This is a genomic window from Jidongwangia harbinensis, assembly GCF_020216025.1.
In the GTDB taxonomy this organism is placed as follows: domain Bacteria; phylum Actinomycetota; class Actinomycetes; order Mycobacteriales; family Micromonosporaceae; genus Actinoplanes; species Actinoplanes harbinensis.
On sequence record NZ_JAIWNC010000014.1, the window covers coordinates 1 to 25,906 of the forward strand.

Consider the following 25,906-nt stretch of genomic DNA (forward strand, 5'->3'; position numbering starts at 1 on the left):
CGCGCCCGCGGCGCCCGCGCCCGCGGCGCCCGCGCCAGCCGCGGCCGCGCCAGCCCCGGCCGCCGCCCCGGCCGCCGCCCCGGTCACGCCGACCGTGGTCACGCCTCCACCGCTTGTGCCGCCGGCGCCGGTGGCCGCCGACCCGGCGGTCGGTCCGGGCTATGAGGTGCAGTACCTCCTGGATGCCGAGCCGGCCGCGGTCGACCGGCTGCGCGAGCGGCTCGACGCGCTGGGCGACTCGCTGGTCGTGGTCGGCACCGGCGAGGGCAGCCCGCCCACCTGGAACGTGCACGTCCACGTGGACGACATCGGCGCCGCGGTGGAGGCCGGCATCGAGTCCGGCCGCCCGCACCGGATCTCGGTCACCCGGCTGGAGGACCGGCGGCTGGGCGACCGTCGTCTGGCGGACCGGCATCCCGAGGACCAGCGTCCGGAGAACAGGCGTCCCGAGGACCGGCGTCCCGAGGACCGGCGTCCCGAGGACCGGCATTCAGCGGACCGGCATTCAGAGGACCGGCGTCTGGAGGACCGGCATCTGGAGGACCGGCGGCACGACCGGCGAACGCCGCTGCCCACCGGACCGGCCGACCCGGACGCCCGCGGCGCCGTGGTGGTGGCCGCCGGGGACGGGCTGACCGCGCTGTTCGCCGCGGAGGGGGTCATGGTGGTCGACCGCAACCCGTCCACCGCCGAGATGCTGGACGCGATCGCGGCCACCGCGGCCGGCCGGGTGGTGCTGCTGCCCAACGACGCCAACACCCACGCGGTCGCCGTCTCGGCGGCGCGGGAGGCCGCGTCCACCGGTGTACGGGTCAGTGTGGTGCCGACCCGCTCGCCGGTGCAGGCGCTGGCCGCGCTCGCGGTGCGTGACCCGCACCGCCGGTTCTCCGACGACGTGATCGCGATGGCCGAGGCGGCCGGTGCCTGCCGGTACGGCGAGGTCTGCACCGCGCAGCGGGAGGCGCTCACCATGGCCGGCCGGTGCCGTCCCGGTGACCTGCTCGGCCTGGTCGACGGCGAGGTGCACATCATCGGTGACGGCCTCGAGCAGGTGTGCCGGCGTCTGCTGGACCGGATGCTCGGCGGCGGCGGCGAGCTGGCCACGCTGGTCCTCGGTGCGGACGCGCCGGAGACGCTGGAGGCGGCGCTGCGGGAGCACCTGAGCCAGGCGTGGCCGTTCGTGGAGTTGCAGTGCTACACCGGCGGCCAGCCCCGGTACCACCTTCTGGTAGGAGTCGAGTGACCGAGACGACGACCGCCACCACCACCGGCACACCGCTGGGCAAGGTGCTGGGGGAGAAGACCGCGAAGGCGCTGGCCACCCACCTCGAGCTGCACACGGCCGGCGACCTGATCTACCACTTCCCGCGCCGCTACGACGAGCGTGGCGAGCACACCGACATGCGGAAACTCACCGTGGGCGAGCAGGTCACGCTGCTGGCCCAGGTGAAATCCACGACGGTACGCCCGATGCGGGCCCGCAAGGGCACGATGCTGGAGATCACCGTCGGCGACGGGTCCGGGGCAACGCTGACCTGCACCTTCTTCAATCAGGCGTGGCGGGAGCGGGAGTTGCGTACCGGCCGGTGGGGGTTGTTCGCGGGCAAGGTGACGGACTTCCGTGGCAAGCGCCAGCTCAACGGCCCGGCCTACCAGTTGCTGAGCGCGGACGCGACGCAGGACGAGGCGGCCGAGGAGATCGAGGAGTTCGCCGGCGCGCTGATTCCGGTCTATCCGGCCGCGCAGGCGGTGCCGACCTGGGTGATCGCCAAGTGCGTGCGGACCGTGCTGGACACGTTCTCGCCGCCGGACGACCCGTTGCCGGGTGCGGTGCGGGTGAACCGGAACCTGATCGGCATCGGCACCGCGCTGCGGGAGATCCACCGGCCCACGTCCAAGGAGGATCTGTACCGCGCGAAGTACCGGCTGAAGTGGGACGAGGCGTTCGCCGTACAGCTGACTCTGGTGCAGCGCAAGGCCCGCGCGGCCGCATCGCCGGGCCGGGCCCGGCCACGCACTCCGGACGGGCTGCTGGCCGCGTTCGACGCGGCCCTGCCCTATGAGCTGACCGAGGGGCAGCGCGCGGTGGGCGAGGAGATCGCGGCGGACCTGGACCGGCCGCATCCGATGCACCGGCTGCTGCAGGGCGAGGTGGGTTCCGGCAAGACGCTGGTCGCGGTGCGGGCCATGCTGCAGGTGGTGGACTCCGGCGGACAGGCCGCGCTGCTGGCGCCCACCGAGGTGCTGGCCACCCAGCACCACCGCAGCATCGGTGCGCAGCTGGGCCCGCTGGGCCGGGCCGGTGAGCTGGACGGCGACGAGCGCGGCACCCAGCTGACGCTGATCACCGGCTCGCTCGGGGCGGCGGCCCGGCGGGCGGCGCTGGCCAAGGTGGCGGACGGCACCGCCGGGATCGTGGTGGGCACGCACGCGCTGCTGTACGAGGGCGTCGACTTCCACGATCTGGGCCTGGTGGTGGTGGACGAGCAGCACCGGTTCGGGGTGGAGCAGCGGGACGCGTTGCGGGCCAAGGCCGCGCAGCCGCCGCACGTGCTGGTGATGACCGCGACGCCGATCCCGCGCACGGTGGCCATGACGGTGTACGGCGACCTGGAGACGTCCACGCTGACGCAACTGCCCCGGGGCCGTTCGCCGATCGCCTCGCACGTGGTGCCGGCGGCGGACAAGCCGGCGTTCCTGGACCGGGCCTGGCGCCGGCTGCGCGAGGAGGTGCAGGCCGGACACCAGGCGTACGTGGTGTGTCCGCGGATCGGGTCGGTCACCGGTGACGAGGAGGAGGAGCCGGCCGGGGACGGGGGGTCCGAACGGCGGCCGCCGCTCGCGGTGACCGAGGTGGCGCCGATCCTCGCCGAGGGGCCGCTGCACGGGCTGCGGATCGCGGTGCTGCACGGCAAGATGCCGGCCGACGAGAAGGACGCGGTGATGCGCCGGTTCGCCGCCGGTGACCTGGATGTGCTCGTCGCCACCACGGTGATCGAGGTGGGCGTGGACGTACCGAACGCGACCGTCATGATCATCATGGATGCCGACCGGTTCGGGGTGTCGCAGCTCCACCAGCTCCGTGGCCGGGTGGGCCGGGGTTCGGCGCCCGGCATCTGCCTGCTGGTCACCGAAGCGGTGGAGGGCTCGGCGGCGCGGGAACGGCTGGACGCGGTGGCGTCCACCACGGACGGCTTCAAGCTCTCCGAGATCGACCTGGAGCAGCGCCGGGAGGGTGACGTGCTCGGCGCCTCCCAGTCCGGCAAGCTCTCCCACCTGCGGCTGCTGTCCCTGTTGCGGGACGCGAAACTGATCACCGACGCCCGCGCCGAGGCCGCCGAGCTGGTGCGCGACGACCCCACGCTGGCCCGGCATCCGGCGCTGGCCGCCTCGGTCGCCGCGCTGGTCGACGCCGACCGCGCCGAGTATTTGGAGAAGGGATGATTCTGCACTTCTGCGGCCGCGCCGACTGGGACGCGGCGCGCGCCACCGGGCGGTACGCCGCCGACACGCTCGCCACCCAGGGCTTCATCCACTGTTCCACCGCCGAGCAGGTGCACCTGCCGGCCAACGCCATCGCGCACGGCCGGACCGACCTGGTGCTGCTCACCATCGACGAGGAGCGGCTACCGGAGCCGGTGGTCTGGGAGGCGGGTGACCCGCCGGACCCGGGTGGAATGCTGTTCCCGCACGTGTACGGGCCGATCCCGGTGGACGCGGTGGTCGCGGTGGAACCGTTCCGGCCCGCGCCGGACGGCACGTTCGCGCCGCTGGCCTGAGCGCACACAGACGGAAGGGGCGCGCCCCCCCGGGGGGGGGCGCCCCCGGCGGGGGGTGGGGGGGGTTTAGGGGGGGGTCATAAACGTGTGGAGCCGCGCCGGCCGCCCGGGCGGCGCGGCGGGCCGGCCCCCCCCCCGCGGGCGGGGGCGCGCCGCCGGGGGGGGGCGCGCCCCTTCCGTCTGTGGAGCTGTGATCAGGCGGTGAACTTCAGCTTGCGACGGCGGGCCACCACGAACATGGCGCCACCGGCGGCCAGCAGCAGGGCCGCACCACCGGCGATGCCGCCGGCGGCCGCACCGGTCACGGGCAGCTCGTCGCCGCCGCCGCTGCCGGACTCGCAGCCCTCGGGGGTCTCGTAGGCGATGGTCTCGCTCTCCTCGACGCCCTCGACGGAGACGGTGAGCTTGAAGCCCTCCGACGCGCTGAACTTCTCGGTCTTCTTCTCACCCGGCTTGACGGTGAGGGTGCGCTCCTCGCCCTTGCTCGTCTTGAGCTTCAGGGTGATCTCGACACCGTTCTTCGGGTTGTCCAGGCCGATCGTCATGGTGTCGCAGTCGGCCTCGAGGATCGGGGTCGCGGTGCCCAGCTCGGGCAGCTGCGGCTCCTCCGGCTGCTCGGGAGTCTCGGGCTGTTCCGGCTGCTCGGGAGTCTCGGGCTGCTCGGGAGTCTCGGGCTGCTCCGGCGTCTCCGGCTCGCACTTCTCGGTCGGCCGCTGGACGACGCCGGTGTGTGCGCCGGTGTGGCGGTTGTTGAACGCGACGTCGACGGTGAGCGAGACCTCGCCGACGTTCGCCGGGACCAGCTGCTCGCTGGTGAGCGTGTTCTTGCTCTTCCGGTCGAGTTCAGCGTCGACCTTGATGTCACCGGTCAGCGTGGCACCGGCGGGGTTGGTGGTGACGGTCTTGATGGTGCCCTTGACGCCCCAGATGTTGGTGGCGGTCCAGGTGACCTTCCAGCCGTCCTCGGCCACACAGGTCGCGGTGCCCTTAACCGTGGGGTGAGTGGCCATGGCGGGCGCGGCGAAAGCCACGGCACCGGCCATACCCAGGAACGTGCCGGCGATGACGGCCGTGGTGCGGCGGAGGGGGGACTTCAGCAGGTTCACGCGTACTCCTGTGATGAGAGCATGGGGTACGGCGCGCGGAGGCGAGGCGATCGCCGGCATTGGACGAGAGCCTTGCGACGCGCCTCCCCGCGTCGTCGTGTCGGCGGCGTACCGACGACACAGCCCCGTGACCATAGCCAGTTAGGTCGATCTGTGGAATCTCTCAGGGGACCTTAATGGCGATGTTGTACATCTGAGACTTTCGCTATACCGAGCGGGGTTTTGTCGATGCGTTCGGTATAGATGGCGTCCGAAAAGTTCACTCCGGAGTGGTTGCTCCGGCCTGGTGACGTAGCGTCAGGACGTGCTAAGAGAGGCCACATGACCAGGATCATCGCCGGGGTGCACGGCGGCCGGCGGCTGACCGCCCCCACCGGTGCGCAGACCCGGCCCACCGCCGACCGGGTGCGCGAGGCGCTCTTCAGTGCCCTCGAGGCGATGACCGATCTGGACGGTGCGCGGGTCGCCGACCTCTACGCCGGCTCCGGCGCGGTGGGTCTGGAGGCGCTGTCCCGCGGCGCCGCGTTCGCGCTGCTCGTCGAGTCGGACGCCCGGGCCGCCCGGATCATCCGGGACAACATCGTGGCGCTCCGGGTCGGCCCGTCCGCCCGCCTGGTCACCGGCCGGGTCGCGCAGGTGCTGGCCACGCCGCCGGACGGCGGGCCGTACGACGTGGTGTTCGCGGATCCGCCGTACGCGCTCACCGACGCCGAGGTGACCGAGGTGCAGCAGGCCCTGGTGGACCACGGGTGGCTGGCGCCGGACGCCGTGGTGGTGCTGGAACGCTCGACCCGTACCGAGGTTCGCGGAGTGGGCCTGAGCTGGGTGGACGGCATCACCGCGGAGCGCAGTCGCAAGTACGGGGAGACCACCCTTTGGTACGGTCGCCGATCATGAGACGAGCGGTCTGTCCAGGCTCCTTCGATCCGGTCACCAACGGGCACCTCGACATCGTCGGGCGGGCCAGTCGGCTCTTCGACGAGGTGATCATCGGCGTACTGATCAACCACTCCAAGACCGGCCTGTTCAGCATCGAGGAACGCCTCGAGATGCTGCGCCAGGCGACCGCGGACTATCCCAACGTCCGGGTCGAGTCGTTCCACGGTCTGCTCGTCGACTTCTGCCGGAGCCAGCAGGCGGCCGTGGTGATCAAGGGCCTGCGCGCGGTCAGCGATTTCGACTACGAGTTGCAGATGGCGCAGATGAACATCGGTCTGTCCGGCGTGGAGACATTGTTCATGCCGACCAACCCGCTCTATTCCTTCCTCTCCTCCAGCCTGGTCAAGGACGTGGTGAAGTGGGGTGGCGACGCCTCGCCGTACGTGCCCGACTTCGTGGGGGAGCGCCTGGTCGGCCGGCTCCGGGAGACCTGAGCCTCCCCGACGCGCCGGACGCGGCCCATCATGGGGTCTGGGCTGTCACGCAGTAACGTGATCGCACCACGCTGCGTGGGTGGGTTATGACAGGAGTGAGGCGCCGGTGGATCCGCTCGACCGCATCGACGAGATCATCGCCATGGTGGAATCTGCGCGAGCCGTGCCGATGTCGCGCACCAATTTCATGTTCGAACGTGCCGAGATGATCGCCATCCTCGACGAGCTGCGCGCCGAACTGCCCGGGGACCTGCGCCGGGCGGCGGCCCTGCTGGAGGAGCGCGACAAGATCATCGATGCCGGCAAGCGGGAGGCCGACCGGATCATCAGCGAGGGTGAGACGGAACACGCCCGCCTGGTGTCGGTGAACGAGATCACCGTCTCGGCCGAGCACGAGGGTGCCCGGATCATCGGCGAGGCACGCGCCGAGGCCCAGCGGCTGCGCGAGGAGGTCGACGACTACGTCGACACCGCCCTGGCCAACTTCGAACAGTTCCTCACCAGGGCGCTGTCGTCGATCGAACGTGGCCGCGACAAGATGCACGCGCTGCGCGAGATCGGCACGTTCCAGGGTGAGGACGCGGAGCGCCCGCTGCCGTTCTGATCCGATCCCGCCGGGCCGGTTCGACGCTCGGGCACCTGCTCAGGTAACCTTTCCTGTCGGCCTGAACCGCCGGCCGGAGTTCACTATGCCCAAGCATCCGCAGAGCCACCTCGATCCCAGGCAGCCGCTGGTCGTCGACACGACGAAGCTTCCGCGCCAGCCTGGGGCGACGCGTGCCCTGAAACGGGTGGTGCCGGCACCGGCGGACCTCGGCCTGGAGTTGATCTCGGTCCCGGTCGGGTCCGACGTCGAGCTCGATCTGACGCTCACGTCGGTCTCCGAAGGGGTCTATGTCAGCGGCAACGTCCGTGGCGTCGTCGCCGGCGACTGCGGCCGCTGCCTGGACGAGATCTCCGAGTCGTTCGACGTGCCCATCGCGGAGCTGTTCGCCTATGCGGACAGCACCACGGAGGAGACCACGGACACCGACGAGGTGGGGCGGATGCAGGGTGACCTGCTGGACCTGGAACCGGCGGTACGGGACGCGGTGGTGCTCACGCTGCCGACCAACCCGGTCTGCCGGCCGGACTGCCCAGGGTTGTGCCCCGACTGTGGGGCTCATCTCGCCGACCTCCCGGCTGACCACAGCCACGAGGCCGTCGACCCGCGGTGGGCCGCTCTGGGGAACCTGTCGACGACAGAGTTGCCCGAGGCGGCTTCACCGCATCGCAAGCAAAATCGGATCGAGGAGTAGGTACCGTGGCCGTCCCCAAGCGCAAAATGTCGCGCAGCAACACCCGCTCGCGGCGGGCCAACTGGAAGGCGACCGCGGTCAAGACCGTGGCGTGCCCCCAGTGCAAGTCGCCGCACCTGCCGCACACCGCGTGCGGGGTCTGCGGCACCTACAACGGCCGCCAGGTCATCGAGGTCTGATCCTTCGGAGTGACACGCCCGATCATCGGGCGGGTCGCGCCTGAGCAACGGCGATTCCCCGGTGCGCCGGCTCCCGCGCAGACACCTGTCGCGGAGCCGGGCACCGCGCGGATCGCCGTCGACCTCCTCGGCGGGGACCACGCTCCCGCCGTCGTGGTTGACGGCGCTCTGCTCGCCTGTCAGGCCGATCCGGCCCTGAAGCTGCTGCTCGTCGGCCCGGTCGAAGCCGCCGGCGAGGTTCTTGCCGCCCTGGACCCGGCCGATCGCGGGCGGGTGCGGTCGCTCGCCGCGGCGGGTACGCCGGTCAGCCACCCGGCCCACGCCGGCTGGATCGAGTCCGGTGTCCGCGCCGCCGTGCTGGCGGTCGCCCAGGGCAACGCGGACGCGGTGGTCTCGGCCGGTTCCACCGGCGCCACGGTCACCTCCGCCGCGCTCGGACTCGGCCGCTGGCCCGGGGTACGCCGGCCGGCCCTCGCCGCCGTCCTGCCCACCGTCGCCGGCCGGATGGTGCTGCTGGACGTCGGCGCCTCGGTCGACCCGGACGAGCACACGCTGGCCACCCACGCGCTGCTCGGCGCCGCGTACGCGAGCACCGCGCACGCCCGGTCCGCGCCGCGGGTCGGCCTGCTCACCATCGGCACCGAGCCCGGCAAGGGCGATCAGCTGCGCCGGGTCGCGGCCGCCGAACTGGCCCGTCTCGACCTGCCCGGCGAGGGCCGGTACATCGGCCTGGTCGAGGGCAACCACGTGGTCACCGGCGACGCCTGCGACGTCGTGGTGACCGACGGATACACCGGCAACGTGCTCCTCAAGGGCCTGGAGACCGCGTACGCCACGCTCGGCCCGCCCGGCGCTCCGGACACCGTGCCACCCCGCGCGGCGGTCCTGCTCGGGGTCTCCGGCACCGTCGTCGTCTGCCACGGCGCGGCCACCGGCCCCGATCTCGCCGCCGGCATCGCCCTCGCCGCCGACCTGCATCGCCGCGCCGCGGTGAACGCCATCGCGGCTCTCATGTCCGCCCGCAGTACCCACGAGGTGTCCGATGAGCAGTGACCACAAGAAGCGCCGCCCGCCGACCCTGCCGCTGGAGGAGGCCTTCGGTGTGCCGGTCGAACCGGACCTGCTGGAACGGGCGCTGACCCACCGTTCCTACGCGTACGAGAACGGCGGCCTGCCGACCAACGAGCGGCTCGAGTTCCTGGGCGACTCGGTGCTCGGCGTGGTGATCACCTCGGCGCTCTTCCACAACCACCCGGACCTGCCCGAGGGCCAGCTCGCCAAGCTGCGCGCCAGCGTGGTCAACATGCACGCGCTGGCCGACGTCGCCCGTACCCTCGGGCCGCAGGGTCTGGGCCCGCACCTGCTGCTCGGCAAGGGCGAGGAGACCACCGGTGGCCGGGACAAGGCGAGCATCCTGGCGGACACGCTGGAGGCGCTGCTCGGTGCCATCTACCTGGAACACGGACTGGACACCGCGGCCGAGGTGATCCACCGGCTCTTCGATCCGCTGATGGCCGAGTCGGCCGGCCGCGGTGCCGCGCTGGACTGGAAGACCAGCCTGCAGGAGCTGACCGCCGCGCTCGGGCTGGGCGTACCGGACTACGTCATCGACGACGCCGGACCGGACCACGCCAAGACGTTCACCGCGTGGGTGGTGGTGGCCGGCGAGCGGTACGGCGGCTCCGACGGCCGCAGCAAGAAGCAGGCCGAGCAGCGCGCCGCCGCGGCCGCCTGGCGGATGCTGACCGAGCGGGCCGAGGCCGCGACGCCGCCGCCCGCGGTGGCCGGGGGCGGCCACGCCGATCCGGCCGAGGCCCCGGCGCTGGTCGCCGACGACGCACCCGGCAGCAACGGTGCCGAGCCCGCCGGTTCCGGCGAGTCCGCGGCCGCGGGCGACACCGAGCGGTGAGCGTCACGGCCGGCGACGTCCGGACCGAGGAGGAGGCGCCCGGCCTGTGGGAGCGGGCCGGTGGCTGGCCCGGCGTCGGCACCGCGGTCGGCATCCTGGCGCTGACCCGGTTCGGCCAGCTCGTCATGCTGCTCTGGCTGGGTGGTGCCGCGGCCGATCCGGTGAGCCTGCGCAGCCGGCTGCTGGTCTGGGACGCCGGCTGGTTCCTGCGGGTGGCGGTCGACGGCTACCCGCACGACTACACGTACGAGCCGGACGGCCGCCTGGCCGGCAACGAACTGGCGTTCTTCCCGCTCTACCCGATGCTGATCCGGCTGGTCGCGGCGCTCGGGGTGGAACCGGGCACCGCCGCGCTGCTGGTCAGCTGGACCGCGTCGATCGGCGCCGCGGTCGCGTTGCACCTGCTCGGCACCACGCTGTACGGCAAACGGGCGGGCTGGGCGCTGGTCGCGATCTGCTGCGCCGCCCCGGTCTCCGTGGTGCTCTCCATGGGCTACTCGGAGAGCCTGTTCCTGGCGCTGGTGGCCGGCATGCTGACGGCCGCGCACCGGCGGGTGTGGTGGGCGGCCGGACTGCTCGGCCTCGCCGCCGCACTGTCCCGCCCCACCGGGCTGGCCGCGGCCGTCGCGCTCGCCGTCGCCGTGGTGCTGGTGCTGCGCGCGGAACGCCGGTTCCAGTGGCAGCCACTGGCCGCCGCCGCGGTGGCGCTGGCCGGGGTGCCGGCGTACATCGGATGGGTGGCCTGGCGGGTCGGCGACCCGTCCGCCTGGTTCCGGATCCAGGCCGCCGGCTGGGGCACCTCGTTCGACTTCGGCGCCAGCACCTGGGAGTTCCTGAGCCGCACGCTGAGCACCGGCGACGGCTGGGTGCCGCTGAGTGTCGCGCTGATCCTGCTGGCCGCGGCGGTCGCGGCGGGGGTGGCCCTGGCCAACCGCCCGTGGCTGCCGCTGGTGACGTACGGGCTCATCTCGATGGTGCTGGTGTACGGCCAGGCCGGCTTCTACCACTCCAAGCCACGCCTGCTGCTCCCCGTACTCTTGACGCTGCTGCCCGCCGTGGCCGCCGCGGCCCGGGCGCGCCCGCGGGTCGCGGTCCTGTCCATCGTCGCGTGGGCCGCGTTCGGCCTCTGGTACGGCGCCTACCTGGTCGCGGTCTGGCCGTACACGCTCTAGTGAGGAATCGCCGTGCCCGAGCTTCCCGAGGTCGAGACCGTCCGGCAGGGGCTGGCCAAGTGGGTCGCCGGTCGCACCGTGGACACCGTCGAGGTGCACCATCCGCGGGCGATCCGCCGGCACCTGCCCGGTGACGAGCACTTCCGCGCCATGCTGCGCGGGCGCACCATCCTGGACGTGTCCCGGCGCGGCAAGTACCTGTGGTTGCCGCTGGACTCCGGCGACGCGGTGATCGCGCACCTGGGCATGAGCGGGCAGCTGCTGATGCAGCCGGCCGACGCCCCCGACGAGCTCCACCTGCGGGTCCGGATGACGTTCACCGACGGCGGGCCGCAGCTGCGGTTCGTGGACCAGCGCACGTTCGGCGGGCTGTCCGTCTCGGAGGACGGCGCGGAGCTGCCCGCGGAGATCGCGCACATCGCCCGCGATCCGATGGACCCGCTCTTCGACGACGAGGAGTTCGTCGCCGGGGTACGCCGCAAGCACACCGAGATCAAGCGGGCGCTGCTGGACCAGACGCTGATCTCCGGGGTCGGCAACATCTACGCCGACGAGGCGTTGTGGCGGGCCCAGCTGCACGGCGCCCGCCCCACCGACGCGCTGACCCGGCCGGCGGTACGCCGGCTGCTCGCCCACGTCCGCGACGTGCTCGCCGAGGCGATCGTCGCCGGCGGCACCAGCTTCGACGCGCTGTACGTCAACGTGAACGGGCAGAGCGGCTACTTCGACCGGGCCCTGAACGCCTACGGCCGGGAGGGCGAACCGTGCCGGCGGTGCGGGGCGCCGATCCGGCGGGAACAGTTCATGAACCGCTCGTCGTACAGCTGTCCGCGTTGTCAGCCACGTCCGCGCCGGTTGCCCGGCCGGCCGGGCTGACGTCGGTGGCCAGCCCGAACCCGGCACCGCGACGGCCCATCAACCGCCGCGCCGCGGTGAGCAGCGCGGTCGGCACACCGTGCACGATGTGCCCGTCGCCGGGGCGCCCGCCGTCGCCGTCCCACCCCTGGTACGCCGACCACGGACCGTCGAACGTGCAGATCCGTACGCCCAGATCACGGTAGAGCGGGTGGGTCGGCACGCCGGGGTTCAGCACCACCCGGTGCAGCCCGCGGCGGGCCGCCAGCCGGACCGTCAGCGCGACCGGGCCGACCCCGCTCGGACCGGCCGGCGCCCGGTCCAGGAACAGCCCCTGCACGCCGTCCACCCGCCAGTCGTCCACGTCGGCCAGGACGTCGGCCAGCGAACGACCGCCCCAGTCCAGGTCCACCCGGCCCAGCACGTGATGGGTGGTGCGCCGCGCACCGGGCCGGTCCTGCACCAGCCAGGTGTCGGCGTCCAGCGGAAGGTCCGGCGACGGGTGGGCGTACGGGGGGAATACGGTCTTCACGACGTTCTCCGATGATCTGCAGCGGTGTGGGCGACGGCCAGCAGGCCGAACAGGTGGATCACCGCCAGCACGACGACGATGCGGGTCAGCGGATCCAGCCCGGGTAGCGGCGCGAGCGGCAGCGCCACGATGGCTAACGGGGCAGCGGCCGCGCACGTCGCGGCGATTACCGTGCGACCCCGCGCGGCGAGCAGGAAGGTGGCGGCGAGCAGACCGCCCAGCAGCGTTCCGGCGGCCAGGGAGAGCACCGTTTCCCGGGCGCCGTCCACGGTCGACAACCCGTACGGGAGCCGGTACGCGACCGCGGCCAGCGCGAACCCGGCGGCGAGTGGCGGCACCAGCGCGGCGACCGTGGCGACCGCGACGCTGCGGACGTGCCGGCGGTGGTCCCGGCCGCTGTCCAGGGCGTCCAGGCCCACCTCCACCTGGTGCCGGTGCCAGCCCACCAGCACCTCCAGCGCCGGCACGGCGAGCAGCAGCGGCACCGCGGCCGCCGTGGTGGTACCGGACGGCCCGGCCCGCCAGATCAGGACCACGCAGAGCGCCTGCGCGGCACCCACGATCAGGTAGCCGATCCCGCGCCGGACGCCGGCGGCGCCGAGCGCGGGGCGGTCCGGCACCGCGCGGCCGATCACCGGCCGGTACGCCCGCACCACCGCCACCACGATCGCGGCCGGCAGCAGCGTGCCGACCGGCACCCGGTCCGCCCAGGACTGCCCGGCCGCCGCGGCCACGCTGACCGCGCCCAGCAGCCAGCACGGCAGACTCCACCGGATCACCGCCGCCTCGGCCCGGGTCACCAGCGCGGCGGTGACCACGGCCAGCGCGGCCAGCCCGCCCACGCCGACCACCCCGGCGAGCATCCGGTCCGGGCCCAGCCAGGCGTCCGGGGCCACCCACACGAACGCGCACCACAGCCCGGCGCAGGCCGCGAAGCCGCCGCCGACGAGCCGGGCCGCCGGTGCCGGTCCGGCATTGCCGGCCACCGCCGCACCCACGCTGGTCAGGCCCTGGGCGGCGGCCCATCCGAGGACGAAGGTCACCGCGGGCACCAGCCAGCCGACCCGGCCGAGCGGCTCGGCGGCGGCCACGGCCACCCCCAACGGGCCCAGGTAGAGCGCGCACCGCAGCAGCGCGGCCCGCAGGTAGGCGCGCCGGGCCGGGGCGCGGCGGCTGCCCCGGTGGGTCCGGGCGGCCCGCCGCAGGCGCAGGTGGGCGAGCACGGACCGGCCGAGGCTGTCGGCGGACATGCCGTACCGCTCGCGCGCCGCGGTGTCGTCCACGCCGAGCACGGCCATCTCGGCGGCGACGTCGTCGACGTCGACCACGTCGTCCGCCTCGAGCCGCCGGATCAGTTCGGCCACGGACGGTTCGACGGCCGGGACCAGGACCGGCGGGCCCGGCACGGGTTGTCGACGGCGCCGGGACCGGCGCGGAGGGGAGATGATCATGTGTCCTCCCGGATCAGCCAGCGGACGGTGGTGGGCAGCGCGGCCCGGGGCGCCGGCACCGCGAGTGCCAGCTCGTAGGCCCGGGCCGGCGGCGGCCCGGCCAGGTCGGTGTAGAGCGCGCCGTAGGCACGGACCACGCGGTCCGTGGTGAAGTGCGCGAGCGCCCGCCGCCGGGCCGCGTCACCGAGCGCGCGGCGGCGCTCCGGCGAGCGGAGCAGGTCCACACAGGCCGCGGCGAGCGCCGCCGGGTCGTCCGCGGGCACCAGCACGCCGGCGTCGCCGAGCGTCTCCGCCGCCGGGCCGACGTCCACCCCGACGACGGCACGGCCCGACATCATGGCCTCGATCAGGCGGTACGGCGGGTCGGCCGGCCCGGGTACGTGCAGCACCACGTGGCCGGCGGCGTACCGGTCGCGGGGGTCGGCCGGCAGCGGATGCAGCCGGATGGCGCGTCCCAGCCCGGTGCGGTCGATCTGCTCGGCGCAGTGGTCCTCGTGTGCCGGCGTCACGCCGACCAGGTGCAGCACCGTGCCGGGGACGCGCGCCACGACGCTGCCGAACGCGGCCAGCAGCGGAGCCAGCCCGCTGCCCGGTCCGCCGCTGCCGGCCCAGACCAGGGCCGGCTCGGCGAGCTGCGGTTCCGGTTCGGTCGCATAGTCCGACGGGTCCACGCCGGCCGGGACCGGCACCATCCGCGCCGGACGGGCACCGTGCCGCAGTGCCCAGGCGTGGTGGTACTCGCTCAGCGGTGCGATCAGCCCGGCGGCGCCGTACCCGGTGCGGGCGACCGACCGGCGGAACCGGCGCAGCACGGTCCGTACCGCGGGGGAGAGCCGTTCCTCGGCGGGCCGCAGGCGGGCCACCGGCGCGCGGGCCTCGGTGAGCAGCAGCGGGGTGCCGGTGCGCCAGTGACCGGCCAGGGCGGCCAGCAGTGGGGTGGTCCCGCCCACGCAGTGCACCAGGTCGGCCGGTGCGGGCTGGACGGCGAGGGCGCGGGTGGCGTGCCGCAGCAGGGTGGCCGCGCTGCGGGCGTCGCGCACGCTGAGCCGGGGTAGCGGGAGGCGTTCCGGTCCGGCGACGGCGCGGCCGGCCCGCCAGGCGTCCAGCAGGACGTCGGCGAGCGGCGTGCCGGTCAGCGGGCTGCGCGCGGCCTGCGCTGGTGTTCCACTGGAGCGCTCCAGTGGAACACCAGCGCTGGTTTGCGGGCCGGATGACGACGTCGGTGTTCCACCCGGTACCGCGATGTCGGCGAGCTGACGCAGGCCGGCGGCGAACATCTCGTCGGCGTGGTCCTGTTCGCCGAGCAGCCCGCGGCAGAGCAGCACGGCGGCCGCGGTGGCGGCCTCGTCGGCGTCGCCGCGGCGGCGTTCGTCGCGGGCCAGGGTGACCGCGTGCGCCGAGGCCACGTGTCGTCCGAGCCGGTACGCCGGCCCGCCCGTCGGCTCCCGGTCGGTGATCGTCAGCAGGTCGAAGGTGAACCGGTCGAGCCCGTCGACGAGCGTGCGGCACCAGCCGCCGAGTGCGTCCCGGCGGTACGGGTACCCGCCGCCGGTGAGCAGACAGATGCGCATGCCGGGCTCAGCACCGCGGGCGCGGACGGGGAGGCGATATCACGCTGGACGCAACGACACAGCAGGGAAAAGTGACGGGATCGTGTCAGCCCGGCAACAGTTGCTCGCACTATTTGTACGTTTTGCCGACCCGCTGTCCTAGGAACGCCCGAACAGCTGACCCCAGACCAGCGTCCCGTCGACGCCCTTCACCACGCCCACCCCGATCGTGCTGAAGTCGCAGTTCAGGATGTTCTTGCGGTGTCCGTCGCTGTTCATCCAGCTGGTCATCACGGCGGCCGCGTCGCGCTGCCCGCGGGCCACGTTCTCGCCGCCGGGGCTGTCGTACCCCTGCGCCTTGGCCCGGTCCACGAACGAGCGCCCGTCGTCGCTGACGTGGCTGATGTAGAGGTCGTCGTGCCGGCCCAGTTCCGCCACGTGCAGCCGCATCGCGGTACGCAGGCGGGTGTTCAGCCGGACCGACCCGCAGCCGGCGTCGTCCCGCTCGACGTTGACCAGCCGGATCACCTCGTTCTCCTGCGACACCTGGTCCGAGGAGACCCGGGTGGTCGCCGCGGTGGTGCGCTTGCGGGTGGGGGTGACCTTCGGCTTCGGCCTGGTGGTCGCCTTCGGTCGGGTCTTGCTGGGCGTCGGCTTCGGTGTCGTTGATGCCTTCGGTGCCGCCGAGGCGGACGGTGCCCGTGGGGCCCGGGACGCCGGCCTGGCACCGGGTATCCCGCCGCCGGTGCCCGGTGCGGCGGCCGCGCCGGTCCGGTCGGCGGCCGTGCCGGAACCGGTCAGGCTCGCCGGGAGCATCGCGGCGCCGAGGCCGAACGCCCCGAGCAGGCCGGTCACGGTGAGCGCCAGGGCGGCCTGGACCGGCATCACCCGCCGGCCCCGGTGGCGTCCCGCGCTGCCCGCTCGCGCCGCGCTGCCCGTTCGCCCTGGTCGGCTTCCGCTCGGTTCGACTGCCCCGCGCACCTACTGCCTCCGCGTCCTCGTGGATCGAGCGGTCTCGACCCGGGCGACGGTAAGCAGGGCATATGCCGCGCAGCAAACCAGCTAAGGAAGACATAAGTCGCCGATAAGGCCCGGGCGTGGCGTGATTCACTGGGGTGACGGGCTCGACGCGCTGTGCACGGCTTGACGAGGCGGAGGTCTCGGCGGACTATAGAAGGGTCGCCAGTCGCGCCCAACCGCGTCCAGCTAACTGCCGGATGCGGAAGATCTGCACTCAAAGGTACGTTCCGGGTGCAGGGTTCTGTGCCCGTCGCGTGTCAGTCGGGTGCAGGTGTGCGGTTTTGCTGGGCGCGCGTTGGCCGGCCTTTCCGGCAGCGCTTATACAAAAAGAGACTGCAGCGTCTCACTAGGAGTCAAGATGGCGAAGGCCCTCTACGGCCACGTAGGTGCGGCGCCTGACCGGCGCCTGCTCGACGAGGTCACCCGACTGCGTTCCAGGGTGCAAGCTCTGGAGTTCGAGGTCACCCGCCTCCGGGCGGAGAACGATCGTCTCGCGGCAGCCGCCGCGGAGCAGGATGATCTTCTGCGGCTGACCGAGCCGGCGCTGACCTGAGCACCGCGAACGCCGCGACCCGGCGTTCACCCCTGGTACCAAGGAACGCGGACCGAAAAGCGCGCCTCCACCCAAGTGGCGGCGCGCATCTTTTTGTCCGGGTTCGGCCTCTTTGAGTGCGGTGGCTGGTTTGTCCGTACCGGTCCCGCCGGGGCGCGCCGTGCGCGGACGTCCGGGACCAGGCCAGGTAGCCTGCGTGGCAGCAGACCGACACCGACCCCCGGAGATCCGTGCACCTCAAGAGCCTGACGGTGAAGGGTTTCAAGTCCTTCGCCTCCGCTACGACGTTGCGGCTGGAGCCGGGCATCACCTGCGTGGTGGGCCCGAACGGCTCCGGCAAGTCGAACGTCGTCGACGCCATCGCGTGGGTGCTCGGCGAGCAGGGCGCCAAGGCCCTGCGCGGCGGGAAGATGGAGGACGTCATCTTCGCCGGCACGTCCGGGCGCGCGCCGCTCGGCCGGGCCGAGGTGACGCTGACGATCGACAACGGCGACGGAGCGCTGCCGATCGACTACACCGAGGTGTCGATCACCCGGCGGATGTTCCGGTCCGGCGAGAGTGAATACGAGATCAACGGCAACTCCTGCCGTCTGCTCGACATCCAGGAACTGCTGAGCGACTCCGGCATCGGCCGGGAGATGCACATCATCGTCGGCCAGGGCCGGCTGGACGCCATGCTGCACGCCAAGCCGGAGGACCGGCGGGCGTTCATCGAGGAGGCGGCCGGCGTCCTCAAGCACCGCAAGCGCAAAGAGAAGGCGATCCGCAAGCTCGACGCGATGCAGACCAACCTCAACCGGTTGACCGACCTCACCGCCGAGCTTCGCCGCCAGCTCAAGCCGCTGGGCAAACAGGCCGAGGTGGCCCGCCGCGCGGCCGGCATCCAGGCCGACCTGCGCGACGCCCGGCTGCGGCTGCTCGCCGACGACCTGCACACGCTGCGCACCACGCTGGACAAGGAGATCGCCGACGAGTCGGCGATGCGGGACCGCCGCCAGCAGGTGGAGGAGGAGAACCGCGAGGTCCAGCGCCTCCTCGCCGACCTGGAGGCCGCGCACGCCGAGGACGCGCCGCTGCTCGCCGCCGCGCAGGACACCTGGTACAAGCTGTCCGCGCTGCAGGAACGGTTCCGCTCCACCGAGCAGCTGGCCAGCGAGCGGCTGCGGCACCTGGCTGCCACCCCGGACGAGGAACGGCCCGGGCGCGACCCGGAACAGCTGGTCGCCGAGGCCGAGCGGGTGCGCGAGCAGGAGGAGGAACTGCGCGAGGCGCTCACCGACGACCAGATGCGCCTGGCCGAGGCGGTCGAGCACCGGCAGGACCTGGAACGGCAACTGGCCGCCGCGGAGAACGCCCTGCGTACCGCGGCCAAGGCGATCGCCGACCGGCGTGAGGGTCTGGCCAAGCTGACCGGGCAGGTGAACGCGGCGCGGGCCCGTACCGGCAGCGCGGCCGAGGAGATCGAACGGCTGGCCGCCGCGCACACCGACGCCCTGCAGCGCGCCGGGACCGCCCAGGCCGCGGTCGACGAGGTCGCCGCGGAGTCCACCGAGGCCGACCGGGACAACGCCGACCTGGACGAGCGGCACGCCGAGGCGGTCGCCGCGCACGACCGGGCCGCCGCCGTGGTCAAGGAACTGTCCGACGCGGAACGCGCCGCGGAGAAGGACGCGGCCAGCTGGAAGGCCCGCGAGGAGGCGCTCGCCCTCGGCCTGCGCCGCAAGGACGGCGCCGGTGCGCTGCTCGCGAAGGCCGACCAGGTGCCCGGCCTGCTGGGCAGCCTCGCCTCGATGCTGACCGTCCGGCCGGGACACGAGGCGGCGCTGGCCGCGGCGCTGGGCGTACTGGCCGACGCGGTGGCGCTGAACGGGACGGACGAGGCCGTCGAGGCCATGCGTACGCTCAAGATCGCCGACGCCGGCCGGGCCGCGCTGGTGATCGCCGGGCCGGCCGGGCCGGGCATGCGGGGTTCGCTGGACGCGCTGCGCCCGGCGCTGCCCGACGGCGCGCTCTGGGCGCCGGACGTCGTGGACTGCCCGGAGCACATCCGGCCCGCGCTGAACCGGGCCCTGCGCGACGTGGTGCTGGTGCCGGACCTCGCCGCGGCCGGGCGGCTGGTGGCACAGAACGCCGAGCTGCGCGCGGTCACTCCGGACGGCGACGTGCTCGGCGCGTACGCCGCCGCGGGCGGTTCCGGCAAGGCCACCAGCTACATCGAGGTGCAGGCCGCGGTCGACGAGGCGCGCGCCCGGCGGGAGAGCGCCGAGCAGGCCATCGGCGAACTCAAGGGCCAGCTCGCCGACGCCCGCGCGGAGGTCGCCGAGCGCAAAGAGGCGGTGAGCCTGGCGGCTGCCGCCAAGCGGGCCGCCGAGGGCGAGCGCAACGCCGCCGCCCGCCGCCTGGCCGAACTGGGCGCCGCGGCCCGGTCCGCGAAGGCGGAGAGCGAGCGCCTCGGCGCCGCCCGGGAGAAGGCCGAAGCGGCCCGCGACCGTGACCTGGCCGGGCTGGACGAGCTGGAGGAACGGCTGCGGGCGGCGGAGGACAGTCCGCTCGACGAGGAACCCTCCACCGACGAGCGGGACCGGCTCGCCGCGCTGGTGCCGCAGTCCCGGCAGAACGAGATGGAGGTGCGGCTGGCTGTCCGTACCGCGGAGGAACGGGTCTCGTCCATCGCCGGCCGGGCCGACTCCCTGATGCGCCAGGCCAACGCCGAACGGCAGGCCCGGGAACGGGCCGCGGCCCGGCGGGCCGCCCGCGCCCGCGGCGCCCAGATCGCCAAGGCGGTCGCGCTGGGCGCGGCCGAGGCGATGAACCGGGTGGCGGTCTCCCTGGCCGCCGCGGTCGAGGTGCGCGACGAACTGGCCCGGGCGCGGACCGCCCGCGAGGCCGAGCTGCAGGAGGTACGTGCCACCGCCAAGCGCCTGCTCGCCGAACTGGAGCGCCTCACCAACGAGGTGCACCGCGACGAGGTGGCCCGCGCCGAGCAGCGGATGCGCATCGAGCAGTTGGAGGCGAAGGCGGCCGAGGACTTCTCGCTCGACGTCGACACCCTGATCAGCGAGTACGGCCCGGACCAGTGGGTGCCGCCGACCCAGCCCGAGGTGAGCGCCGCGGAGGCGGCCGGCGAGCCGATGCCGCAGCCGGTCCCGTACCACCGGCCCACCCAGGAGAAGCGGGCCAACAAGGCGGAACGTGACCTGGCGCTGCTCGGCAAGGTGAACCCGCTGGCGCTGGAGGAGTTCGCCGCGCTGGAGGAGCGCTTCAAGTTCCTCTCCGACCAGCTGGAGGACCTCAAGGCCACCCGCAAGGACCTGCTCACCGTGGTCAAGGACGTGGACGACCGGATCCTCGAGGTGTTCACGTCCGCGTTCGCCGACACCGCCCGCGAGTTCGAGGTGGTGTTCCAGGTGCTGTTCCCGGGCGGCGAGGGCCGGCTGGTGCTCACCGACCCGGAGGACATGCTCGCCACCGGTGTCGAGGTGGAGGCACGGCCCCCGGGCAAGAAGATCAAGCGGCTGTCACTGCTCTCTGGCGGCGAGCGGTCGCTGACCGCGGTGGCCATGCTGTGCGCGATCTTCCGGGCCCGGCCCAGCCCGTTCTACATCATGGACGAGGTCGAGGCCGCCCTGGACGACGTCAACCTGGGCCGGTTGATTACCCTCTTCGAGCAGTTGCGGGAGAAGAGCCAGCTGCTGATCATCACGCACCAGAAGCGCACCATGGAGGTCGCCGACGCGCTGTACGGCGTCACCATGCGCGCCGGGGTGACCCAGGTGATCAGCCAGCGGCTGAAGAAGGACACCGAGGAGTAAGGCAGACCATGCTGCGCCAGCCGGCCCGGGCCATGCTCATCGACCTGGACGGCGTGGTACGCCGGTGGGACCCGGCGGTCGCGGCCGCGGTGGAGGCCAGGTACGCCCTCGAACCCGGGGTGCTGCTGACCACCGCGACGCAGTGGGACGCCTACCGCCCGGCGGTGACCGGCGAGATCACCGACGCCGAGTGGATGCGGGTGATCGCGATGCGCCTGCCGCTGCCGATCGACGACGCGACTGCCGCGGTGGCGGAATGGCAACAGCACCGGGGGTACGTCGACGACGAGGTGCTGGCGTTCGTCCGCGACGTCCGCGCCGCCGGCCGGCCGGTCGCGCTCGGCACCAACGCCACCGACCGGCTCCACGGCGACCTGGAGACACTCGGGCTGACCGGCGCGTTCGACCTGGTGGTCAGCTCCGCGGAACTGAAGGTGCACAAGCCGGCGCCGGAGTTCTTCCAGCGCGCCTGCGACGCCCTCGGCGTGGACCGTTCCTGGGTGCTGTTCGTGGACGACGACGACCGCGCGGTGCGCGGCGCCCGGGCGGCGAAGATGCCGGCGTACCGGTGGAGTGAGCGCCGCGAGTTCGGCTACCTGCGGGCCGCGCTCGGCCTGTCCTGACCCGCTTGCGCGGACTGCCTAACGTTCCGGGCAACGGCGGGTGCGCCAATCTTTTTCCGGCACCGGTGCAACCGGGTGCCACGCTCAGGCGTCACGCCTACGACAGCCGCCGTGAGGCTAGGGGAACTGAGGAATGCGGGACGCGGGCGAGTTCGACGCCTTCTACGCCGGGTCGTCGCGCCGGGTACTGGGCCAGGTGTATGCCATGACCGGGGACCGGGCCGAGGCGGAGGACGCCGTGGCCGAGGCGTACCTGAAGGCCTGGGACCGCTGGGAGACGGTGCGCGACTGCGACAGCCCGGAGGCATGGGTACGCCGGGTCGCCGCCCGGAACGCGGTGAGCAACTGGCGGAAGGCGGTGAACCGGCTCAAGGCACACCGCCGGGACGCCGGTGACGCCGAGATGGAGGGGTTGAGCCCGGATCACGTGGCGCTGGTGCACGCGCTCCGGCAGATCCCCGCCGACCAGCGTCGCGCCATCGTCCTGCACCACCTCGTCGGCCTGAGCGTCGGCGACATCGCGCACGAGGTCGGGGCGCCGACCGGCACCGTCAAGGCGTGGCTGACCCGCGGCCGCCGGGCGCTGGCCGAGCATCTGTCCGAGAGCACCGGCGAGATCGTCCTGGGGAGGTGACCACGATGTCCGAGAACGACCTTGAGTACGGCCTGGCGGCGATCGCCGAACACGGCCACCGCACCGGCCGGCTGGACCCGGCCGGGGCCGTGCGGTCCCGGGCGAACCGGCGCCGGCGTCGCCGGTTCACCGCCGTGGGGGCGCTCGGTGTCGCCGCCACGGTGGCGCTGGGCGCCGGCATCGCCACGGCCCGCCCACCCGCCGACCGCACCACGTCGGCCCAGCCGACGGCCTCCCGGTCGGCGGGCGTCCCGAGCAGTGCGCCGGCCCCGCCGCCCCCGGCGGTGTCGTCCGCCGCCGTCGCGCTGCCGTCCGTGTCGACGGCCCAGAGCCGGCCGAAGGTCAAGCCGACGTCCGCCCGGCCGCGCCGGAGCGAGGACCGGGCCGGCCCGTTGTCCGGCGACCGCCAGCTCTTCATCTACCTGCTCTACAAGGGCGAGGAGGTGCCGGAGTCGGTGCTGGCGGTCACCAAGGAACAGCGCGTGGAGGTCACCGCCGACTACGGCGACCGGGCCTTGTTCGTGCCGGACCGGGACGGGTCGGAGGGCGACGAGTTCCTGATCAGGACCGGCAAGATCCGGTCCGGCGGCGAGTCGGACTGCTGGTCGGTCGAGGCGGACGACGGCGGGCCGGGCGAGGTGGTGACCGCGGCCTGCGACTTCGGCGACCAGCGGCAGCGCATCACGATCGAGGAGGCCGGCAAGGACAACCAGGACCGGATGACGTACTCGATGCGCAACGGGGACCGCTACCTGACCTACGACCCACAGGGCCAGGACGGGTTCGCCGCCCAGAACATCGGCGACGACAACCCGGACACCACCTTCGTGTTCATCGACCGGGGTGAGTCCACCATCCCCACCCTGGGATAGACGGGCTCGGGCCGGCTCAGGCGCCGGTGGTGCCGTCGATGCGCTGACGGAGCAGATCGGCGTGACCGTTGTGCCGGGCGTACTCCTCGATCATGTGAAGGTAGACCCACCGCAGGCTGATCCTGCGCCGGCGTGGAGACACGAACTCGTGGTCCAGCGGCAGCTCGGCGGCGGTCTTGCGGGCCGCCTCGACCTCGGCGAGGAAGGTGGCGTAGTCGGCCTCCGCGTCCGCCTCCGCCACGTCGTCGAAGTCGCCGTCCTCGTTGTCGTCGGAGCTGTAGATCGCGCCGATCTGATGGCCGGCCGCGCGCCGGCGGAACCAGGAGCGCTCCACGTCGGCCATGTGCCGGATCAGGCCGAGCAGGGTGAGGTTCGAGGGTTCCGCGCTGGCCAGCTTGAGCTGGTCGGCGGTCAGGCCGGCGGCCTTGGTGAGCAGGGTCTGCCGGTGCCAGTCGAGCCAGCCCTCCAACATGGCGCGTTCGTCACCGGTGAAGGGTTCTCTGACACGGTGCGCCTCGGGCGCGGTCCAGGTGGTCATCCGGCCATCCTGGACCACGCCCTCGGTCCGGGCAGCCCTCTTAAGCGTCGTGAACGGGCATGGCGTGAATGTTGTCGACCGGCACCAGCCCGGCCGCCTCATCGGGCTCCGTGGTGAGGTAGTACGCCCGATGCTTGTTCGCCGCCCAGGCGGCGTGCGCCCGGGCCATGTCACCCTTGGCGAGCGGCACGGACCCGGCCATGGCCGCGGCCACGTCCGCGTCGAGATCGAGGATCTCGATGCCCTCCAGGGTGGTCAGAACGCGCAGCAGTGCTCGGGCGTGCTCGTCGTGCAGGGCCCGGGAGTGCGCGTCCAGCAGGGCCGTCGCGGGGACGCCGACGTGCGCCCCCTCGTCGGCGATGTCGATGAGCAGTTCGCCCACGTGGATGTGGCCGCGGGCGTAGGACTCCATCGCGGATCGGTCGAGGACCGCTTGAATGCGCACCGGCTCGTGCGCGGACGTGGTCATCGGGGCTCCGGGCGGCGTCCGGCCTCGAGGGCCTCCTGGAAACGCTGTGCCTCGGCGCGCTGGGCCTCGGTGAACTTGGGGAGTTTGCCCCGGGCTGCGGCGATGCCCTCGTCGGTGATGTTGAAGCCGGCCGCGCGCAGTGCCGCCGCCACGGCCGCGCCACGCTCCATGCGGGCGCGGACGGCGTCGGCGACCACCGCCGAGCTGTTGGGATGTTTGTCGAGGTATTCGGCTACGTCGTCGGGAAGACTCACGGTAATCCGCCTTGTCATACTCGGATCATACTGGCTTGGGCGGGGTGAGTGACGACGCACAACAATCGGGCGGGATGAATCTGTCAGCGCTGGCGGAGGTCGACGCGGGCGACCTCGAACAGCTCGCCGTCGGTGGTCGTACCGTCGATGGTCACCTCGGCCGCCGAGCCGTGGTGCCGCAGCGTGGCGACCGCGTTGCCAAAGTACGGCCCGGCCAGCCGCCGCCAGCTCAGCACCGGCCGCCGCACCCCGGCCGACCGCGCCACCGCCCCCATCGCCTTCTCGGCCAGCCGGGACCAGCCGAACCGCATGAGCGGCCGCATCGGCGCCGGCACCTGGTTGTGGATCGGCGAGCAGGTGAGCTGGTGCACCGGGGTCCGGGTGGCGCTGCCCAGGTCGGCGCGGGCCACGTACGAGTGGTGCACGTCGCCGGAGAGGACGCTGATCGAGGCCGGTGCGGCGTACGCCCCGCCGGCGCCGATGCGATGGCCGGGCGCGCCGTCGGAGCCCTCGCCGAGGCGGCGGAACAACTCAGCCAGGGACGTGAACGAGCGGTTGAACGCGCCCCAGTGTTCCAGGTCGACGGCCCGGCGTACCTTCTCGGCGAGCGCCGCCCCGCGGCGTTCCGGCGTGTCGGTCAGGCGCTCGTTCCAGGTTTCCACGTGGTGGATGGCGGGCGGCATCAGCCACGGCAGCGACGAGCCCACCACCAGGTGGTCGTAGTCGCCGTGGGCCTGGTCCACGAACCAGTTCCACTCCGCGGCCGGCAGCATCTCGCGGGCCCCGGGGGTGAGCACCCGGTTGCAGCGGTTGTCCAGCATGACCAGGCGGGTGCGGCCGACGTCCAGGGCGAAACTCCACTGGTACGGCTGGTCGGTGTTCTCCGCGACCTCCGGCCGGTCCACCATGAGCCCGAAGTCGTGCAGCAGGTCGGTGGCGTCATCGACCGTGGTGACCTTCTTGAACAGCGGGTCGGCGGCGAGCTCGTCCGGGTCCAGGTTGCCCAGGTGCTGGTAGACCCAGTACGACGCGAGGCCGGCCGAGATCCGCTCGCGCCACCAGGACTGCTCGGACATGTCCCGGCGCCAGTCGGCCGAGGTGTTCCAGTCGTCGATGATCTCGTGGTCGTCGAAGATCATCGCGGTCGGCACGGTGGCGAACAGCCAGCGCACCTCCGGGTCGCGCCACGACTCCAGGTAGAGCTTGGTGTACTCGTCGAACGACACCACCTGGTCGGACGGGCCGTCGTGACCGGCCGCGCGCCGCCGCTTGACGAAGCGTTTCACCTTGGCGGTGGGCTTGTCCGCGTACACCTGGTCGCCGAGCAGCACGATCAGGTCGGGGCGCCGGTCCGGGTCGTCCGGGTCGGCCATCAGGCGCCGGGCGAACGCGTCCAGGGCGTCCGGCGGCAGCCGCCGGCCGGTCGCGTGCGGCGTCGCCTCCCGGCAGGATCCGAAGATCAGGCTGACCGGGTGCGCGCCGTCGTCCTCCGGCCGGGTGACGATCGTCGAGCGGGGGTACGGCGAGTCGCCGGCCGGCCAGACCTCGCGGTCGTCGAGGAGCACCCGGTACGGGTTGGCGCCGCCCCGGACCAGGTTCTCCACCACCACGATCGCGTAGTGGTGCCCGTACGCGGTGAAGGTGGGTGCCGACCCGGCGCCGCCGCCCTCCGCCTCGACCCGCACGTACGCCGGCTCGGTGGTCTCCACCCAGATCGTCGCCCGGTCGCCCGCCACCCGTCGCAGCACCGGCCCGATGAGCAGGTGGGCGGTCACCGTGGAACCGGCAGGTGGGCGCGCATGGGAGAGCCTTTCCGACGACGAGGATCTCCATAGTCCCCACCCGGCCGGAAAACCGCCAGCGGTCAACCGGGCAGGATGCGGCGCGGAGGCGTCCGGGGGACACCGACGGGCGACGCCACGCCCGC

The 25,906-nt window shown here is 73.1% G+C and carries 26 protein-coding genes; 17 read left to right on the plus strand and 9 right to left on the minus strand.

The genetic code is table 11. The annotated features are described in order from the left end of the window. The 3 genes from LDL48_RS19845 to LDL48_RS19855 all read left to right on the plus strand — a co-directional run. Positions 1-1,243 (plus strand): fatty acid kinase subunit FakA-related protein (locus LDL48_RS19845; RefSeq protein WP_504785593.1); only part of this gene is annotated, 1,243 nt, incomplete at its 5' end. Next, on the plus strand, positions 1,240-3,444 hold the full coding sequence (recG, locus tag LDL48_RS19850; RefSeq protein ID WP_225256670.1) for an ATP-dependent DNA helicase RecG: 2,205 nt from the start codon (positions 1,240-1,242) through the stop codon (positions 3,442-3,444). The genes LDL48_RS19845 and recG, both read left to right, overlap by 4 nt. Further along, positions 3,441-3,779 (plus strand): DUF952 domain-containing protein, encoded by a 339-nt coding sequence (locus LDL48_RS19855; protein ID WP_225256671.1) that lies wholly within the window; start codon positions 3,441-3,443, stop codon positions 3,777-3,779. Before recG ends, LDL48_RS19855 begins: the two co-directional genes overlap by 4 nt. 194 nt (positions 3,780-3,973) lie before the next feature. Here LDL48_RS19855 and LDL48_RS19860 read toward each other — a convergent pair whose 3' ends face one another. Then, a complete protein-coding gene (locus LDL48_RS19860; protein ID WP_225256672.1) occupies positions 3,974-4,885 on the minus strand; it encodes a hypothetical protein in 912 nt (303 codons plus the stop codon). 321 nt (positions 4,886-5,206) lie between these two features. Between LDL48_RS19860 and rsmD the strand changes: the two genes are divergently transcribed. From rsmD to mutM, 9 genes are all read left to right on the plus strand, one after another. Further along, entirely contained in the window at positions 5,207-5,782 is a 576-nt protein-coding gene (rsmD, locus tag LDL48_RS19865) for a 16S rRNA (guanine(966)-N(2))-methyltransferase RsmD (RefSeq protein WP_225256673.1), read from the plus strand. After that, positions 5,779-6,258 (plus strand): pantetheine-phosphate adenylyltransferase, encoded by a 480-nt coding sequence (gene coaD / locus LDL48_RS19870; RefSeq protein ID WP_225256674.1) that lies wholly within the window; start codon positions 5,779-5,781, stop codon positions 6,256-6,258. The genes rsmD and coaD overlap by 4 nt, the downstream gene beginning before the upstream one ends. Positions 6,259-6,364: 106 nt before the next feature. Continuing rightward, the gene (locus LDL48_RS19875; RefSeq protein ID WP_225256744.1) at positions 6,365-6,862 is read left to right on the plus strand and encodes an ATP synthase subunit B family protein; all 498 of its coding nucleotides are present in this window, start codon (positions 6,365-6,367) and stop codon (positions 6,860-6,862) included. An 85-nt stretch (positions 6,863-6,947) separates the two neighbouring features. Further along, positions 6,948-7,556 carry a YceD family protein gene (locus tag LDL48_RS19880; RefSeq protein ID WP_225256675.1) on the plus strand — a complete coding sequence of 203 codons (609 nt, stop codon included), beginning with the start codon at positions 6,948-6,950 and terminating at the stop codon, positions 7,554-7,556. Between the two features lie 5 nt (positions 7,557-7,561). Further along, positions 7,562-7,735 carry a 50S ribosomal protein L32 gene (gene rpmF, locus LDL48_RS19885; protein ID WP_225256676.1) on the plus strand — a complete coding sequence of 58 codons (174 nt, stop codon included), beginning with the start codon at positions 7,562-7,564 and terminating at the stop codon, positions 7,733-7,735. Positions 7,736-7,846: 111 nt separating this feature from the next. Then, positions 7,847-8,788, plus strand: a complete 942-nt coding sequence (locus LDL48_RS19890; protein WP_225256745.1) for a phosphate acyltransferase PlsX — start codon at positions 7,847-7,849, stop codon at positions 8,786-8,788. After that, positions 8,778-9,644, plus strand: a complete 867-nt coding sequence (gene rnc / locus LDL48_RS19895; RefSeq protein WP_225256677.1) for a ribonuclease III — start codon at positions 8,778-8,780, stop codon at positions 9,642-9,644. The genes LDL48_RS19890 and rnc overlap by 11 nt, the downstream gene beginning before the upstream one ends. Then, positions 9,641-10,816 carry a mannosyltransferase family protein gene (locus tag LDL48_RS19900; protein ID WP_225256678.1) on the plus strand — a complete coding sequence of 392 codons (1,176 nt, stop codon included), beginning with the start codon at positions 9,641-9,643 and terminating at the stop codon, positions 10,814-10,816. Before rnc ends, LDL48_RS19900 begins: the two co-directional genes overlap by 4 nt. A gap of 12 nt (positions 10,817-10,828) precedes the next feature. Continuing rightward, on the plus strand, positions 10,829-11,692 hold the full coding sequence (gene mutM / locus LDL48_RS19905) for a bifunctional DNA-formamidopyrimidine glycosylase/DNA-(apurinic or apyrimidinic site) lyase (RefSeq protein WP_225256679.1): 864 nt from the start codon (positions 10,829-10,831) through the stop codon (positions 11,690-11,692). On the opposite strand, the gene LDL48_RS19910 is transcribed toward mutM, so the two are convergent. The 4 genes from LDL48_RS19910 to LDL48_RS19925 form a co-directional block, all read right to left on the minus strand. After that, a complete protein-coding gene (locus LDL48_RS19910) occupies positions 11,619-12,203 on the minus strand; it encodes a putative glycoside hydrolase (RefSeq protein ID WP_225256680.1) in 585 nt (194 codons plus the stop codon). The genes mutM and LDL48_RS19910 overlap by 74 nt on opposite strands. After that, positions 12,200-13,654, minus strand: a complete 1,455-nt coding sequence (locus tag LDL48_RS19915) for a hypothetical protein (protein ID WP_225256681.1) — start codon at positions 13,652-13,654, stop codon at positions 12,200-12,202. The genes LDL48_RS19910 and LDL48_RS19915 overlap by 4 nt, the downstream gene beginning before the upstream one ends. Then, positions 13,651-15,225, minus strand: coding sequence for a DUF3492 domain-containing protein (locus LDL48_RS19920; RefSeq protein ID WP_225256682.1), 1,575 nt, complete (start codon positions 15,223-15,225; stop codon positions 13,651-13,653). The genes LDL48_RS19915 and LDL48_RS19920 overlap by 4 nt, the downstream gene beginning before the upstream one ends. Positions 15,226-15,363: 138 nt before the next feature. Then, complete coding sequence (locus LDL48_RS19925; RefSeq protein ID WP_225256683.1) at positions 15,364-16,089, minus strand: CAP domain-containing protein; 726 nt, start codon at positions 16,087-16,089, stop codon at positions 15,364-15,366. Between the two features lie 493 nt (positions 16,090-16,582). On the opposite strand from LDL48_RS19925, the gene LDL48_RS19930 reads away from it, so the two are divergent. From LDL48_RS19930 to LDL48_RS19950, 5 genes are all read left to right on the plus strand, one after another. Continuing rightward, on the plus strand, positions 16,583-16,777 hold the full coding sequence (locus LDL48_RS19930) for a hypothetical protein (protein ID WP_225256684.1): 195 nt from the start codon (positions 16,583-16,585) through the stop codon (positions 16,775-16,777). Positions 16,778-17,007: 230 nt separating this feature from the next. Next, positions 17,008-20,589: a chromosome segregation protein SMC gene (smc, locus tag LDL48_RS19935; protein ID WP_225256685.1), complete on the plus strand. Its 3,582-nt coding sequence runs from the start codon at positions 17,008-17,010 to the stop codon at positions 20,587-20,589. Positions 20,590-20,597: 8 nt separating this feature from the next. Further along, positions 20,598-21,212 carry an HAD family hydrolase gene (locus tag LDL48_RS19940; RefSeq protein ID WP_225256686.1) on the plus strand — a complete coding sequence of 205 codons (615 nt, stop codon included), beginning with the start codon at positions 20,598-20,600 and terminating at the stop codon, positions 21,210-21,212. 133 nt (positions 21,213-21,345) lie between these two features. Further along, positions 21,346-21,846, plus strand: a complete 501-nt coding sequence (locus LDL48_RS19945) for a SigE family RNA polymerase sigma factor (RefSeq protein ID WP_225256687.1) — start codon at positions 21,346-21,348, stop codon at positions 21,844-21,846. Between the two features lie 5 nt (positions 21,847-21,851). After that, positions 21,852-22,718, plus strand: a complete 867-nt coding sequence (locus tag LDL48_RS19950; protein WP_225256688.1) for a hypothetical protein — start codon at positions 21,852-21,854, stop codon at positions 22,716-22,718. Between the two features lie 16 nt (positions 22,719-22,734). Here LDL48_RS19950 and LDL48_RS19955 read toward each other — a convergent pair whose 3' ends face one another. The 4 genes from LDL48_RS19955 to LDL48_RS19970 all read right to left on the minus strand — a co-directional run bounded on the left by LDL48_RS19955 (position 22,735) and on the right by LDL48_RS19970 (position 25,754). Continuing rightward, the gene (locus LDL48_RS19955) at positions 22,735-23,256 is read right to left on the minus strand and encodes a DinB family protein (RefSeq protein WP_225256689.1); all 522 of its coding nucleotides are present in this window, start codon (positions 23,254-23,256) and stop codon (positions 22,735-22,737) included. A gap of 40 nt (positions 23,257-23,296) precedes the next feature. After that, positions 23,297-23,725, minus strand: coding sequence for a hypothetical protein (locus LDL48_RS19960; RefSeq protein ID WP_225256690.1), 429 nt, complete (start codon positions 23,723-23,725; stop codon positions 23,297-23,299). Continuing rightward, positions 23,722-23,997, minus strand: a complete 276-nt coding sequence (locus LDL48_RS19965) for a ribbon-helix-helix domain-containing protein (RefSeq protein WP_225256691.1) — start codon at positions 23,995-23,997, stop codon at positions 23,722-23,724. Before LDL48_RS19965 ends, LDL48_RS19960 begins: the two co-directional genes overlap by 4 nt. 65 nt (positions 23,998-24,062) lie before the next feature. Next, positions 24,063-25,754: an alkaline phosphatase D family protein gene (locus LDL48_RS19970; protein ID WP_225256692.1), complete on the minus strand. Its 1,692-nt coding sequence runs from the start codon at positions 25,752-25,754 to the stop codon at positions 24,063-24,065. Positions 25,755-25,906: the final 152 nt, after the last annotated feature.